The sequence below is a fragment of the Calyptranema fuscum S582 genome (genome assembly GCF_055793305.1).
In genome coordinates, this window is record NZ_JBSLYH010000001.1 from 350600 (window position 1) to 366457 (window position 15858).

Genomic DNA, 15858 nt, shown 5'->3' on the forward strand with positions numbered 1-15858 from the left:
CAATCATCTATCTAAGGTCCGTCACCCTCAAACCGTTCGTCCTTCTTTCAATAATTCTTTGCGAACTCCATCCTCTAAATCTTCCAACACAATCCGAGTGTCATTACGACTTAAAGTTTTCAGTGATGCGTAACGAACTACATTCATAATAGTTCCTCCAGATAATTCATACTTTTCAGCAATTTGGTTTAGATCAATGCGGCTATCCAGTTCTGCTTTAGTAGAAAACGCATACTTCCAAATCCGCAAACGTTCAGCCACCTTGGGCATAGGAAAATGCACAATCGATTGAAACCGACGAATAAAAGCATCGTCAATATTTGTTTTTAAGTTAGATGCAAGAATCACCACCCCGTTGAACTCTTCCAATCGTTGCAGCAAAAAGCTAATTTCCTGATTGGCATAGCGATCGTGGGAATCATCAACTTTAGTACGTTTGCCAAACAGGGCATCTGCTTCATCAAAAAACAGAATCCAGCGGCGATGTTCTGCCAGGTCAAAAATTTTCGCCAGATTCTTTTCAGTTTCACCAATATATTTAGAAACAATCAAACTCAAATCAATTTTGTAAACGTCACATCCACAATGCTGACCCAGCAAGCAGGCTGAGAAGGTTTTGCCCGTCCCCGGTGGTCCATAAAACAAGCTCGTAAAACCCGGTTGTAACTTATGCCCCATATCCCAATCATGTAACAGGGTCTGTCCGTACAAGATCCAGTGTTTGATTTCCTCTAACTGTTCCAGGGTGACACTGGGCAACACTAAATGATTCCATCCCAATTGGGTAGAAATTAAGCGAGCAGGAAATTCACTATTGTAATTAGGTTTACGTTCAATCCCTGTCGTCAGACGGTGTAACGCTTCACGGGAAAGGGATAGCGCCCCACTGAGAAGTGGTTCTCCAGCCGCAACCGGCGTCAGGTTGAGGAGGTCATGACGAGCAAAAATATGATCGCCTGCAAACAGCTGCATTAATTCAAATCGAGCTTGTAAGTTATCTCCAGTCAGCAGAAATGCAACCGTTTCTCCGGTCGGCAGAAACCCCCCGTGGGTGTTGCTATGTAAGCCACCAAATTCCGTGAAACCACGTTCTGTATCAGCATTTTTAATCCACAAAACATCCAGCAATTGGGGACGGATATGGGGAATCAATGCCAGCAACAAAACTAACCGTTCGGCACTAGAAAGATGGTATTGACGAATGAGTTGAGCATATTCAGACTCACTGTTACTCAGATCAGGAGGTGGAAGTTCTAAAATGGATGCGTCTGCTTTACCGAAGTAGACGTTTAATCGGGCATCCAAAACTGCCACAAACCAGTCGAGTTCGCGTTCCAGGTCAGCAGCATTGGCAGTCAAGGGGTTAACCATTCGGTATAAATCGGTTGGGGCATCCATGGGAATTTAACAATGCTGATTGTCCAGGGTAAGTGATTGAGGAGCAGATCAAAGGTTTGGGGTTCAACCTGTAATCGCCAACCTTCTTCGGCTTGATTCAACAGTCCAGAACGTTGTAAAAAAGAGGAACGCAATCCGGCAACTGACGTATTTTTTAAGGCATTCCAGTGCTGAATCACGGACTGAAGCAGGGCAGTCGCTTCTTCGCGATCGCTCGCTTGAACAAACCCCTCTGTAACCAGAAGAGGCATAGTAGGTGCAAGCCCCAGCAGGACTTTGATCCAGTCTAATTCATATTCATAGATAGCTTCTATACCTGTTGCCAGGAAATGAAGTAAGGCGGCAGCACGAGCAATCATCTCAGGTGGAATAATTTTCTCTTGGGCAGCTTTCACCCCAACCACTTCAAAGAAATGTGGGATGAAGGGATGAATTAAGATTAGTCCCGCATACCGGACGGAAATAGGAAATTCAGAACTGGCAGAAGCAACAGACGCTTGGGCGATCGCACCTGCCCAGCGCACATCTGTTTCATGCGATCGCCCGAAGGTCTGATCTGTCTGGAGAGAATTTGCTTCATCGGATAGAGGATGGGCTGATGTCACTGGCGAAGTAGTAGGTGAAATCGGCAGTACATCCGATCGCCCAGCAGCAGGCTGCTCTGCTGCTTCAGAGGCATCTAACAGCGTTGAACCATGAGGAGAGTCCGGAGATGAAGGGCGATCGATCGGGCGATTAGCTGGAAACAGCACAGCCGTGGAAGTGGGTAGACCTGCGATAAAGGACTGTATCAATCGCGACTCAGTCGCACCTAGCACTTGCTCAAAAATCATCCGACCATTGGGTGGGCGATCGGGTTCTCGACCATGCATACTCTCGATCAGAAATGCCGCCAGCAGTTGTTGTTTCTGGCTCTGGCTAAACCAGGATGATTCAGAGGACAACACACGAGTCATCACCTGAATCACGGCACCTCTCCAATTCAATGGTATCCCTTCAGACAACGTATTGATCAGAGGCAACCAGTCTGATTGCGGTAACGATTGCAGTAGATGAACGTAGAAGTGTGTCGGTTCTGAAAGCTGGCGTACCTGGTCAACAAGCATCGCTAAACCGTCTGAGAGCGCATCAATCCCCGGCTGGTGAGAATGCCCTGCTAGAAATGTGGCAACCAGATAATGCTGTTGATAGCGTGTAAAAAACGATTGCCCGGAAGCCAGGATTGCTGTCACGATCTGTATCCCGGCGCTACCCCAGTTAGCAGACTGACGCTCAATCAAGCTGTGGATCAGGGATAACCCATCTGTTTCTGATAACAGCTGAAACAAGCGAAAATAAAATGCTGTAGATTCTATCGTATGACACAAGTAAGCTAGCAATTGGCGATGATGGTGATGGCACGTTTGCTGTAGGGTTACAGCAATTTCTTCAGGTGCCATATGGGCAATTTGCCAGGGCACAGATCCCGTTCGCAAGTAGTGCAAGAGCAGATCGATTGCGTTACGGTGGGAGGTCATCAATTCATGGGACAGGGGCAGGCGATCGCTTCCGACCCACTCGGGTTGCTGGTTGAGGCTTTGAAGCTGTTCACTCAATTGGGCTTGAATCAATTCTGGCAATACCTTCATTAACTCTGCTTCAGAGGTAACGCTCAATCGAAGTTCAAGCCTGGGAATACAGATTACAGTTTCACTATCCGCTATGTGATCAAAGGCTGTTTCGCAAGCCAAGAGAAATAGCTCTTGCCAGTGATAGTGTAAATTCTGACGCACTGCAAACGCTTCTGTCGCTGAATCAGTGTTTACCACCCAGCGTAGCCGACGGATTCTGTGGAGAGCGTTCGTCATTGGCTTGATTAGAGAAATATTGGGGAATGAAACCTTCCTGGTTTCACCGCAGAACTATCGGTATAAATGAGAGCGGGGAAGCCTCATGTTGGCTTCCCCTACACAATCCAGGTATCGACCTGCAACAACTTACCATCAAGAACTCACTCAGATTGTTGTTCTGCTAAGCTGAACTCGAAAAGACGTGCCATACTAAGCTAAACTTCGCACCTTGTGAAGAGACCTATACTGCTCACCGCGTACTAACTATTAGTTGCTTGTGATATTCATAATATAACATCGGTCTACTTGCATTGGTCAAGAGCTTATTGAAAGTTATTGGAATTTTGCACCTTTGCAACAATCTGAGATCCGGCTGTTCCAGGCAGATTTGAAACAACTTTAATAAAGCTTTTAGCACTACTTGCAATGTTATCTGCGACTAACCACTGCATTTTTTCACTGCCATAAGTATCCATGGGGCTGAAGTAAATACCATTGGGATTAAAGCCCACAAGATGATTGTGTCGGATCAGTGCCATTCGTCCTAGCCGACCGGAAACCCGAATGCCCTCAATTGGAAGGGATGCTGCGATCGCTTGCAGATAATTATTTTGAATCATCAAGCTATCGCAACTACTGACATAAATTCCATGGCGTTCTCGAATTTGATCGATGGGAGCGGAAACCTCAATGCGATTTCCGGTGATTAAAACCGACCCTGCTCGACTCGTGTTCCGGGGACTGATGCCGATATGAATTCCCTGTAAAAAGCCCTGAATAGTGTTGTTAAGAATGCGTACGTCCTGGGCGCGAGAACCTGCAACCACAATTCCTTGAGCGGCTATGATTGAACTTTGTTTGGTGATCATCTGGTACCAGACGTTAAAGGCTGGAAGCGTAGCACGAAACGTATCTGACAAAAGAATGTCTCGTGCTAACTGCTTGACAAAGTTCAATAAATCCCGACGGCTCTGTACAAATGGATTGCGAGTATTAACGAGGGATTGCCACTGAAGAGTCAGGCTTGTTTCTGTTTTAAAGCGAACGAATTGATTGGCAAAACTGACGGTCACATTACACTCATCAAATCGAGTTGACGTTGCTCCTGTTCCTTGAGGTTTTTCATTCCCCAAGTAGGCATTAGCCACCAAGCGGGGAAGTAATCGCAGCCGATATTCCGGCATCGTTGCCAGAGTACTCAGGGTGGTTGCAGCATTGGAGCGATCGACTTGAATTTGATTGTCGCTCAGGTGCGATCGCTCGACATTGATCAGTAACATACCAATTTGTTGATAGCCGACCAGCAAATCGCAGTGGCGAATGCGCACCTGCGTATTGAGGACAGATGAATCTTGCCGCACTGTAATACAACTTGCCGATCGCACCACTTGATGGGCGCATCGTACAGATAGCTTTTCTAGCTCAACGGTAGGGCAGTTGATGAACGTGAGTACACCTCTCAGATCCTCAGTATTGCTGGCAAACCCAGTGGGGATATCGGTTCGAGCCACTGCATTTTCTAAATGGCAATTGCTGATCGAAACACTTTTGCAATTGTTGAATTCCAGCACCGATTCCAGTCCCGGTGCAATAATCCGAGTGCCCTTGCCACTCCCCGTGATGGTCAAATGACCTTTATTTTGCAAGAGTAATCGAGATGACAAAATATAGGTGCCTGCCTGAAAACAGATATGTGCATCTTGCCCGTCAGCGATGCTACTCAAAACTCGCCCCACACCGTCAGACGGACTGACCAACAGCGAACACATTGAGCCGCCATTGTGCTGGCGTGGCAAGTAGGGTAGCATAAAATCGGCAACGACGGTTTCATTGCTGTCCGCCAACAATACCAATGTTCCACCCCGTATCACTCCGCCAAAATGCTCTAGTTCTGGATGTTGAGCAATTAAATCTTTGAAGTTAATATCCCCTAACTGACTGAGATCTCCCAAGGTAGCCGTTAGCACAGAAAATGGAAGATTACGCGATTGAATCAACCCAGAGAGCGTATTGAATGCAGTTCCCAGTTTATGTCCCAGATGTCCTTCAACCCGGAAGAAAGAGAAGGATCCGATTTGAACGTCTAACGGATTGGCTGCGCCACCCTGTGCACCATAGGCACTGGCATGGTAAGAATAGTTGAATTGATCCATCCCCCGTTGATGCAGGTGATAGTTCCAGGTTTGATGAATCGGTTGGGTTGTAGTGACGGGGTAATAGTAGGGAATGGCTCTAGCTTCCAGCGGGTGATCTTCAAAAAAGCTAGGAGTGATGCGAATTGATGTACTTTCAGATGCCGCAGGCACTTGAAATGTTTTGATCAAGGTGTCTAATTTTTGGATCAAAAAGCGGGCATGATCCAATGCTTCTGCGGTTTGGCTAACGATAGGGGACGGGTAAAACGCAGTCCGATTTTCATCGAGATCCGTAGCCGGAATCAAGTTGCCCAAAAGCAAATGTTTGGGGAACCAGGTGACATCAGGACAACACCAGGTTGTATCACCAAATAATAATTCGCGAAATGAATTATATGTTTCTACAACATCTTTCAGAAAATCATAATAGTACTGGATTTTGCTATCTGTATTAAAGGTCGTTTGCAATGCTGTCAGGCGAGTGTTCCAATCTCCTATAGGGTCTGATGAAAAAATATCAATCAGGAAGGTAATACAGTTGGGATAGACCTTGGCAAGTTCGGTTTGTAACTTGGTATGAATCTTGGTACAGGTCGTGCGATAAATCTGGGTCAGATCATTCAAAGATGCCAGGGTGGATGGCAAACTAGGGCGATCTGCCACAATCGGATTGAGTTGGCTGTATGCCTCGTCAGGCGTGGCGATCGCCGGTTTTAATAATAAATCAATCGATGCTGTTTCAATCAGCATCAATTTAGCAGTGTTAAGACAATTTTTGCCTAAATTATCACACCCCGTCCCTGTACAGAGGTCAGGATCATTCTCATAGCTTTCCATGAACAAAACAGCAACCATATCATCCAGATTCTTCGCTGTTTGGGCATTAAATTGGCTGAGCAACAAAGTAGTCCGTTGATCATCGATCCCCTGAGGAATCAACTCGTACACGGGCAGCATATCCTCCTCAATATTACCGTTGATATAAAAGGGGGCATAGCTGGGATAGGACTTGTCATATTCAATAAAGCGATCGAACACCATATCACTGGTGTAATACAGCAGATCGCCATCTGTTGTGATGCCAATCCCTTTCGTCAGACGAACCGTATCGCCTTGACGAGTCACCCGCAAACCAGAGGCAACCCCCACACCCAACAGGTTGACCCGAGTCAGGCGCGTCTGGTCATTCAGATAATCGGTGACGCTGTTGAGTTGTTTTTCGGTCAACACCTGATCTTTTTCAAAGATCGTGTAACCTGTGGTGATTTCCCGGAGGATGTTGAGGGTCGTGGTCATCGTCCTAGTCCTTTATCAGCGATTGTGGATCGAGCAAAGTCACGGTTGCATATCCTCCCCACTCCCCAGAGCCGTGCGCCCCAGAATGAATTTGGGTTGATCGTCACCGCTATCACACTCGTATAAATTTTGAGAGGGATAAACATTCCTCACGGTAAACAGTCCGGTATCTTGAGCCTCCTCTTCCCCGTGAATGAAGGTGCGGAGTTGTTCTGTGCGATCGCTGGATTCTATTCCGGCTTTCAAGGACAACCAATCGCGATACCTTTTTTCAAACGCAATCATCGCATCTTTGCTAATCCAACAAATCTTCGGCAGGATGTGGGCAGGCGTTTCTTCACGAATTACCTGCTCGGCAAAACGCCGAAAATCCATATTTCGAAAGCGGCTCGCATAGGCTGGCAAAATAATATGAAGGCGATAGGAGTAAGGATCTAAATCGGCACAATCGGTGCAGTTGGGGTTGGGGCAAATCGGTAAGAAGGGATCATCGGGATGCTCGGGTCGCAAGAGGATATTTTCAATCACGTACATACCTTCATCGCTATAATTGAGCCGAACATACTCAATCACGTCATCGATCGCTTGATTCATCTGCACGTCTGTATCAAACGATTGATTGCGTCTGGCTAAAACAGCTCCCATCTCATCGACAATCGTGAACGTATGTTGACCATTGGCTGTGATTTCCCGTTGATACCCTGACGGAAGTGATGCCGCTTGAATCGCCTGTTCCAGTACCTGACGCGCCAAAAGCTCGGTGTCATAGTCAGTATCGCTGCTGAAGAGAACATCCAGCGTATCTCCATTGCGAAGGCGAAATTGAAACCGATCTGTGGGCGTTGTGTCTACTTCAGCATAGATGTCATAACTGATTTCGCCTAGATTGCGACGAGTGCTATTGCGCAAACCCAATAGGCTTGCGATCCGCTTTTCTAACCCTGAAATATTGGTACTGTCCCATATATCACGATCTGTTTGCAGACTGTAGTTATAGGCGATCGCTCGTTCACTACTCAGGGTGGGATACTGGCGCAAAAACTCACACTTGTCTTCCACCATTGTTGCGGCATTAAAATTAAACGCCGAATACATAATGGCAGCAAACTCATGAAAGCGTTCTGCGAAACGAGCAATCAGATGATCTAAAAAGTGATGACGACGCTTCAGATTTTGTTCGCGTTCCTGTTCATCATTCTGAGCTTGAAGTGTTGCGGCAATATCATCCGTACGATAGATCCGGTCATACTCCGCGAAAGAATCGACCACTTGAAAAAAGTAAGTCTGGTAAAGCTCTGCGTCGGTAGAAAATAACTGTTTGATCTGACCCAATTGGGCAAAATAATTTGCCATGAGCTGATCAAAAAATAGCAGGTAGGCTTTTAACTGATATGCCAGTGCCTTACGGGAATCCTCTGCGACACTACTCAGACCCATTTCGCTCAAGCCGTAAATGGCTGGAAAATGATTTTGAAACGAATAGTAGCGATCGCTCTGCCGATACGTTCCTAAGGGAATGTCTAGATCATAGGCAACAGGCGTATCAGCTTTAGCCTTAACGGCTGCAACTTTGGTGTCGTAGTATTGAGCAACTTTAGTGTCGTCTGCCATCACTGGCATATTACGTTTATAGAAGACCAGTCGAGAGCGATCGCGATTGAGCAGCGCTTTCTTACCAGACTCTACAGAGACGACCCACTTATTGTCCAACGGAGTTGTCGTCGCTTGAGGATTGATTAGGATGTCTCGCACAGCGCGAACACCAGCAATATCCATAATAATGCTGATCACATCTGACAGGTAAATAACCTGGCGTAACTCTGCCGCTTTCAGTTCCGTATCATCGATAAAACCACAGTCTAAAATTGGACCCTCAAAGATCTCATCAGCCGTGTAAAGAGTTCCATCTGCCTGACGACGGTTCAGCATCTCACTCAACGTATAGTTATAAACCGGAGGAGCAAGATAGTGTTGTATCTGAAATAAAATCTCTGCCTTAACTTGAGACACATCTGCGTCCGTGGCTAATTCCAACTCAGCGCATATGAGAAAAGGTTGAGTTTCTACTTCCTGAAAGCGAACAAAATCTTCACAGAGGTTGCGGTTGGCATGTAACCGTTGCTGAACATTGAGCATCACTTTTGCGCGATCCACAGCATCGGTGATGTCGTCCATGTAATCGATCAAAATTTCATATAATCCCGCCAGATTAACCCGTTTAATACCTCTGGCAGCAACCGTTTCTCTGAGCGTTAAATGGGGAGCGATTTCTTCTTGATATACATCTTCCAAAAGAAAGCGGTTGAGGCGATCGCTAATCTCGTCCGTGGGTTGATTATGAGCGCGTGTCTGTTGGTAATCAGTCATCAACGCTTGCGTTTCTGACGAGAAAGTAAACTCACTCAACCATCCCACTTGATAGAAAACGGTACCTTGAATAATACGATTGATATCCTGCACCAGCAGAGTTTTAAGCGGTTCTGCTTGCGGATCAGTTCCATCATAGGCAAGCAGTGCTTGCCGCGTGCCACTGGATAGTTGAGTCAACACGTAGCGGGAAACTGAGTCAGGCGTGGATTGGGTGAGCTTAGTTTTCAAAGATGGCAGGTTGATCAGGTCTTCAACCAATAGCGTCGGAGAACCCAGCAATTGCCCTGTTATGGTATTGGCATAATAGGCTTGAGAGGCTGCATGTACCCAGGCATTTTTTACCCCCGGTAAATCGATCAACAGCTTACGATAATCCAGTTGGGTGAGCGCTCGATTGGGCAAGATTTGGCGTGCCGTCAAGAACTGCTGCTGCATGGTCTCCCGATTCTGGGTTTCACTCGCCAGCAGATCCTCAATCGGAAAGGATGCTCGATAGCTCAAGTCGGTCAGGGCATAACACAATAGCTCTAACGTTGTGATTCCCGGATCATGGACATTATAATCTGTCCAAATGCGGCTCGACAGACGCTGCACATGCTGCAACCCGATCGCATACAGTTGCTGATAATCGAGTTCGACGGGGAGTTGAGTACGCTTGGCTAGGGTCAGTTGAGACAGCATGGGGCAGACCTATTAACGAGTGTTTGCAACACTAGTACACCAACTTAAACGTTTTAGAGGGGGTGGAGGGGGTAAAACCCCCTCTTGGGGGCTCTGCCCCCAAACCCCCATGTTGCAAAATTTCGTGTTTGCAACACTAGGAGGAAATAGTATGAGACGCGGCTGAAACCAGGATCGTATCGGGGGTTTCTGGTTGTACTGTGTTCAGATCAATCGGGCGTTTGCTACCGGCTTGAGGGTCATCCGTGTAGCTATACAGTTTGAAATCGGTCACATAATCGACGTAGGGTAATTCCTCCACAAAATTGAGCAAGACTGATTTATAAATCTTTCCGCCAAAGCTAATCTCTCGATCTGATGAATACGCCCAGGGGGAAAGGAATTGGGTAATAGCCTGTTGCAGTTGTAAGCGGTAGTAGTTGAAATCGTCTTGCAGAAACTTCACGTGAAAGTCGAGTTGGATAGCTTGATACCGGGGATTTTTCACGTGTACTTGCACTTGCATACCGATGTGTTTCTGCACATACGCTTGAATCTGCCTGAGGGTATTCGCATCCAGTCTGGGGTGCAATCGGTCGATCGCATTTTTGTTTTTTAGATCTGGAATCACAACAATCAACACAGCACCGGGAGATAACCAGGCGTTGTCTTTGGCATGGGGAATACACTTAACTTTATGAACGTTAGGAAAGGCATCTAAAATCATCCGTTCATAGTCCCAGGCAGTAATACAACGGTGCTTGTGCCGCAGGCGCTCAGAAGCACGGGTGTAAAAAGCTGGATCCGCTTCTAAGCCACTCCCTCCAAAGGCGGCATAGGGCTGTTTGATCGATTTGATGGCGGACAAGCTTGGCTTCAGTTTTGTAATCTTACCCTTTTCTAAGGTTGTCGAGAGATGGTTGGCATCGTTTCCCTGATCGCTAAACTGTACTTCTACGGCATTGGCTGCAACCTCAATCAACTGACAAACGGCTGTCACATGACCTACAATTACAGCTTTCAGCCAAATGCGATCGCTAGGTAAAATCGTGTGATGGGTAGTCGCTTGCAGGGGAATAGCAAATTGGATAATGCCGCTGGTTAATAACTGATTAGTCGCATCCAATGTTGGATTCAAAGACTTCCAGTAGTTGTCACACAACACAAACCAATTAATTTTTTCTGAAGGCAGTGTCGGATCAGCACTTCCTTCAGCGACTTGAAACAAGACATTGACGCTATCACCCGGATTTAATTGGCTGAAACCGATGAGCAATTCACCTGTATTGGAATAGGCAGGGAGTAATGAAATCGTGGTGGCGATCGCTGAATCAACTGTATCTTTGAAGAGTTGCCGCTGATAGCCATGTTCCCGCAGCTGCCCAAAATAAGCCATGTGAAAAAAATGTAGATCTGTAGTGGCAAAGTCAGTCAGTAATGGGGAAGCAATATCAACGTCATCTGATTCAGCGGTGTAGTCCAGTGAAATAGTCTGAATCGTTGGTGTGTAAGGTTCCTTGATCAAATCTAACGTGCCACCCGTTGTGCTGAACGTCACCACCTGTTCTACATATTTTTTACGATAGGTGTCATGCTCAAATCCTTGCAACAACGTTAGTGTAATGAAGCCCTGACGCAGGTCTGGCGTAATCGTTTTAGGACTGTCCGGTTCATCTGGAAGCGAAATTTTGAATCCCTTCTGTGCCTCTGGGACAACCATTTTGAAGGGTTTCAGGACTGGACTTTGCAACACATATTGATTGGCTGCTTTCATGCCCCACTGCATTCCAGTCGTATACAGGGCATTCACAATCATGCCTTGCGTAATCGCTGGGGCTGGGCTGGGGGTATCGTCCTTTAAAGGCGATAAGGTGCGTACAGTAGAGGCATCATTGGTATTAAACAGTTGTATCCCTGGATTGCTAAATACCCGACCTCTGCCATCTTGAAGGGCAATGGCTGCCTTAAAGTAGGTATTGCTGATTCCAGAAACACCATACCCGCTATAGCGGCTCGTAAAATTCACCGGGGCATCTTTCCACTGCACCGTCAGAGTAATGTCTGACAATTTTTTGGTAAGGGCTTCGGGATAGCTGACTAAGAATCGAGATCCAGCGGTTGGTTGAACACCAAAGGGCAGGAACGCTTTCCTGGCATCTAACGCCCCACTATCACTCTCCAGATGAAGTGAGGTGACGTTAGATACGTCAACGGCGACTTTTGCTTTCCGCAGCAGAACCTGATCAAAGCTGCGATACGTCACCCCAACCCCTTTCGGTTTCAACAACACTTGCATGACGGGAGCCTGAGCCGTATAGGCATAGCCATGAATGGCGGCATCATAATCCACCACGGCTTTGTCTGTGTCTCGGAGAGTGACACTGAACCGCAAACGATTGTCTGTCCCGACCTGGGGCGAAACCGTATAGGGTCCTAACCAGGCTTTTTCGCCGGTAAGAAATACGTCAAATGCTCCGGTAAGTGCTTCAGTCGTCAACGTCCGGCGATCGCTCAACGTCAACGTCACGGAGATCTTGCGGTTGCCTTCTTTAAGCCGTAAAACAGGAGCAGCGATCGCAAACCCAACTTCAGCCGCAGGCAAGCCAGCATGACCAAACCCAAACCATTTAGGTTCTGCTTCTGGTAGTGGATCACCCAGCCCATTGGCAGAGTTGGCGATCGGGGCATAGCGCACCGTACCTTGATCGATCAACAGCGATCGCAAGGAGTCCACTTTAGCCGTATTAATAATAGTTTCCCGAGTGGGTTTGTAGATCAGTTCCACACCCGTAGGATCTTTACCCGCTGAGAACATGTGTTCGGGAGTAATAATCTGCGGCAGTGCCTTTTTCTTCAGTTCAATCACAACATGAGCTTTATCGGGTACAGCCGCCTTTTTCTGAAGCCGTAAAACATCTTTATAGTAGAAATCCAGATGTCGTCCAGTAATGCGATTGATGACATCTTGGGGTATTTTGTACAGTTCTAAAAACGCGAGAAATAGCGCCAAATGAGGCGTAACACTGGCGTTATTAGTGTCTAACAAAGCGGCGATCGCGGCTTCGTCTGGGAAAAATGCTTGCCAATCTCCTATCGGCGTTGAGGGATCGTCACGATAGTAATTAACAAATTTAGAAAATGTTCTAACAAACTGCAATAACTCTGACGTACTTCGGGCATCTACATCAGCAAAATGAACATCCAACTCGGGGGACAGGCGATCGCTCTGACTTTGCCCCAGTTGGAAGATCAAATTTTGAATGATCGTTTCATTAGCCATGTTGTAGATCTTCGGAGAGATGCGACGTTACCTGGATCCAAGAGAACACGTTATCAGCAAATGACAAATCGCGCAGAATAAAGACTCTCATAGGAAGTTATAATGACCGACTGAGATTAAAATCGACCGATCGCCGAATTTCGTTGCTGTCGGTATTGTAAAAGGGATAAACGAGGTTAAACCGAGAGTTAGTAGCCCGGATTTCGTAATCTAGAATGATGCTAACTCTGCCTTCGTATTGAGCAGATGTATCAAGTTCAAGTGAGAGCAAATTAATTCGAGATTCATAAATTAAGATGGCAGTTTTGATCCGATCCTTAAGAAAGGTTTGCATCGTCGTGCTCAACGGTTCAAATAACATCTCATGCAAATCTAGACCATACTGAGGATTAAGAAACCGTTCACCACTGCTTGTGCCCAGCAAAATTTTAAGGCTCGCTTGAATATCCTCTTCATCAGAGGTCATCACCACTTCACCCATTTCCACCACAAATTCGGGAGGAAAGCTCCATCCAGTACCGAGAAATGAAGTATACATGGGATCAGATGAAGTCGGATGAGATGAAGAAGTAGCCATAGGTTTAAGTTAATAAATCCGATGTATTCCCCGTAAAAACGCAATTCATCGCATCTCTACGGAATAGTATTAGCAGCCGAGAGGCGGGTTGAACGGGGTGCAGGGGTGGAACCCCTGGCTGGGGGCGCAGCCCCCACTGTCCTAAGCATCTACTCAATTGCGATAGCGGTACGCATTAGGGTTAGGACGGGGTGCAGGGGTGGAACCCCTGCGTGGGGGCACCGCCCCCACCCCCCGATGTCCTAACTAGATTGCGTAGAACCATATATTGAACCAGGGATCAATTAATCAGGACGGTAGGATCGCCAACTACTACCATGGCACCACAAATGCAGGTATCTGTAGTACGCAAGGCAGGTCGCCCCGCAATCATCACCGTGGTGCTACCACTGGGAAAAGTACTAGAGGTCGGTTGATGGGTATTGGGGGGTAAAGAACACACATGCAGATCTCCGGCAACTGCCGCAGGTTTGCCACTGATCAAAACGGTGCTGACACCGGGGCCGGTAAGGGTGCCGCCATGATTGGATGTATCTCCGACTCGTGCTGCTGGGGGCATAAACACTCACGTTAATTTAATTGAATGAGACTACCTTTGACTTTGGTAATGGCTGTACTCGACACTTCCACACCCGATGTTCCTTCGAGTTTGAGTTCAGTTCCACCTTTGGCACTGAACGCAGTACCCGATTCAAGTTTTACTTCCGTTCCTGCTTTGAGCGCGATCGCTTTACTACTTTCAATCGTGATGCCATCGGCATTCATGACAATTTTGTTACCGTTCTGGTCGGCTAACTGAACCGCTTGATCAGCTTCACTCAAGACAATTTTGTTGCCTGCGGGTGTCTCAAGCTGCATGACCTTGTCATCGTCATTGAAGTAGAGTTTCAGCTTAGACCGACTTTGATATACTTTTTCATGGTTATCATCTGACCCTTCTAAGGGTGCAGCATGGGCACTGCTGTGCAACATACCCAAGATCACAGCCTGTCGGGGGTCATCATTGAGAAACCCCAACACGACTTCATCATCAACATCAGGACGGATAAACCAACCGCGATCGCTACCGGCATCCAGTGTCGCAACCCGTGCCCAGGTGCCTTCATCGTCTGCATTCACGAGGGGCATTCGCACCCGGACTCGATGTTCACCATCCGGGTCTTCATTGCTGACCACAATACCAATCTGTAACCCATTCACGCCGGGTAAAAGAGCCGCCGCTTTGGGGGCAGACACGTCCTGTTCGCTGGCTAACCAGGTGGCAATATTGCCAAATTGCAGATGGGTTTTCCAGCCCTGCACTGTGTCAAATTCATGGCGAATTCCCGTGATAAACACATTGCCGTTATAGCGATCGCCAACCCCTGCCAGTGCTACAATATCCCCTGGATTCACCGTAGCAATACCTTCACATTTCAGCCGACCATTTACCCGACTCATTTTAGATTTCAACCATTGAGCATCTGCCCAGGCCTGGGCTTCAGCTTCGGTGACAGCCACATGGCGCAACGAATAATGGTCTAACGCCACCACTGCCGCCAAATCATCGTTTGCCAAATTACCCGGAGCACTCAGCCCCGGATCAGCGGCTTCCGTTTCCACAATACTTTGCTGTCCGGCATCCCAGGTAAAACTCTTGACCGCACTATATTGCGATCGGGCATCAATTTCCGCATCAAGCTCTAAAATCGTTGCCCCAAATTGCAATGAACACACCGGACTACCGCTAAACTGGGGAGTCTTAATGGCGATCGTGTCATCGTTAGTAAATACCAGCTTGCCATTGGCTTCGGCACGAGTCAGCAAAAAGTCCCAATCGGTGCAATCATATTGCACCTGTTGTTTGTGGCTAACGGTTGTGCTATCTACATCTCCTGTCAGCCCAGCATTGCTTAACAGAGTGGTGATCATATCGCTATCGGTCTGATCAAAAAAGTAGGCATTTTTGCGCCCAACGGTTAGTTTGATTGCCGAATGACGGCATTCAACAATCAGTTGCGGAGCACTATTATCCCGAACTTTTAGACTCTGGCGAATCACAATGCCTTTGAATAAGGACTCCAGATCATTGCCTGCCCCAGCTAAAATTTCAATCGCTTTACCCGGAATGAAGCGATCGGTATTACTCAGCGGAAAGTCGCTCTTGGCAGCCGAGCCATCTAAATAGACCAATCGTGCGGTTGTAATTTTATTGACCGTTTTGAGCACCGACACACTCAGAAGTTGGTGTTCGCGTTCTACTTCCGTCCCACCGACTTTCACAATAAATTCGCGGTGGGTTGCAGGAATCGGTAGAGTCCGGGTTTCAGGCAT

The 15858-nt window shown here is 47.1% G+C and carries 8 protein-coding genes; all 8 read right to left on the minus strand.

Going from position 1 to position 15858, the window contains the following annotated elements; all coding sequences use genetic code 11:
- Positions 1-27: 27 nt before the first annotated feature.
- Positions 28-1398: an ATP-binding protein gene (locus ACR6Z4_RS01415; protein WP_479715412.1), complete on the minus strand. Its 1371-nt coding sequence runs from the start codon at positions 1396-1398 to the stop codon at positions 28-30.
- Positions 1356-3245 carry a contractile injection system tape measure protein gene (locus tag ACR6Z4_RS01420; RefSeq protein ID WP_479715413.1) on the minus strand — a complete coding sequence of 630 codons (1890 nt, stop codon included), beginning with the start codon at positions 3243-3245 and terminating at the stop codon, positions 1356-1358. The genes ACR6Z4_RS01415 and ACR6Z4_RS01420 overlap by 43 nt, the downstream gene beginning before the upstream one ends.
- 305 nt (positions 3246-3550) lie before the next feature.
- The gene (locus ACR6Z4_RS01425) at positions 3551-6658 is read right to left on the minus strand and encodes a hypothetical protein (RefSeq protein ID WP_479715414.1); all 3108 of its coding nucleotides are present in this window, start codon (positions 6656-6658) and stop codon (positions 3551-3553) included.
- 39 nt (positions 6659-6697) lie between these two features.
- On the minus strand, positions 6698-9709 hold the full coding sequence (locus ACR6Z4_RS01430) for a diguanylate cyclase (RefSeq protein ID WP_479715415.1): 3012 nt from the start codon (positions 9707-9709) through the stop codon (positions 6698-6700).
- A gap of 136 nt (positions 9710-9845) precedes the next feature.
- Positions 9846-12968, minus strand: a complete 3123-nt coding sequence (locus ACR6Z4_RS01435) for a baseplate J/gp47 family protein (protein ID WP_479715416.1) — start codon at positions 12966-12968, stop codon at positions 9846-9848.
- Positions 12969-13065: 97 nt separating this feature from the next.
- Positions 13066-13545 carry a GPW/gp25 family protein gene (locus ACR6Z4_RS01440; RefSeq protein ID WP_479715417.1) on the minus strand — a complete coding sequence of 160 codons (480 nt, stop codon included), beginning with the start codon at positions 13543-13545 and terminating at the stop codon, positions 13066-13068.
- Between the two features lie 280 nt (positions 13546-13825).
- A complete protein-coding gene (locus ACR6Z4_RS01445) occupies positions 13826-14104 on the minus strand; it encodes a PAAR domain-containing protein (protein ID WP_479715418.1) in 279 nt (92 codons plus the stop codon).
- An 11-nt stretch (positions 14105-14115) separates the two neighbouring features.
- Complete coding sequence (gene vgrG, locus ACR6Z4_RS01450; protein ID WP_479715419.1) at positions 14116-15858, minus strand: type VI secretion system tip protein VgrG; 1743 nt, start codon at positions 15856-15858, stop codon at positions 14116-14118.

Coding starts and splice junctions, on each gene's coding strand:
- ACR6Z4_RS01440 (WP_479715417.1), bottom strand. CDS start 13,545: ATGGCTACTTCTTCATCTCATCCGACTTCATCTGATCCCATGTATACT.
- vgrG (WP_479715419.1), bottom strand. CDS start 15,858: ATGCCTGAAACCCGGACTCTACCGATTCCTGCAACCCACCGCGAATTT.
- ACR6Z4_RS01430 (WP_479715415.1), bottom strand. CDS start 9,709: ATGCTGTCTCAACTGACCCTAGCCAAGCGTACTCAACTCCCCGTCGAA.
- ACR6Z4_RS01435 (WP_479715416.1), bottom strand. CDS start 12,968: ATGGCTAATGAAACGATCATTCAAAATTTGATCTTCCAACTGGGGCAA.
- ACR6Z4_RS01425 (WP_479715414.1), bottom strand. CDS start 6,658: ATGACCACGACCCTCAACATCCTCCGGGAAATCACCACAGGTTACACG.
- ACR6Z4_RS01415 (WP_479715412.1), bottom strand. CDS start 1,398: ATGGATGCCCCAACCGATTTATACCGAATGGTTAACCCCTTGACTGCC.
- ACR6Z4_RS01445 (WP_479715418.1), bottom strand. CDS start 14,104: ATGCCCCCAGCAGCACGAGTCGGAGATACATCCAATCATGGCGGCACC.
- ACR6Z4_RS01420 (WP_479715413.1), bottom strand. CDS start 3,245: ATGACGAACGCTCTCCACAGAATCCGTCGGCTACGCTGGGTGGTAAAC.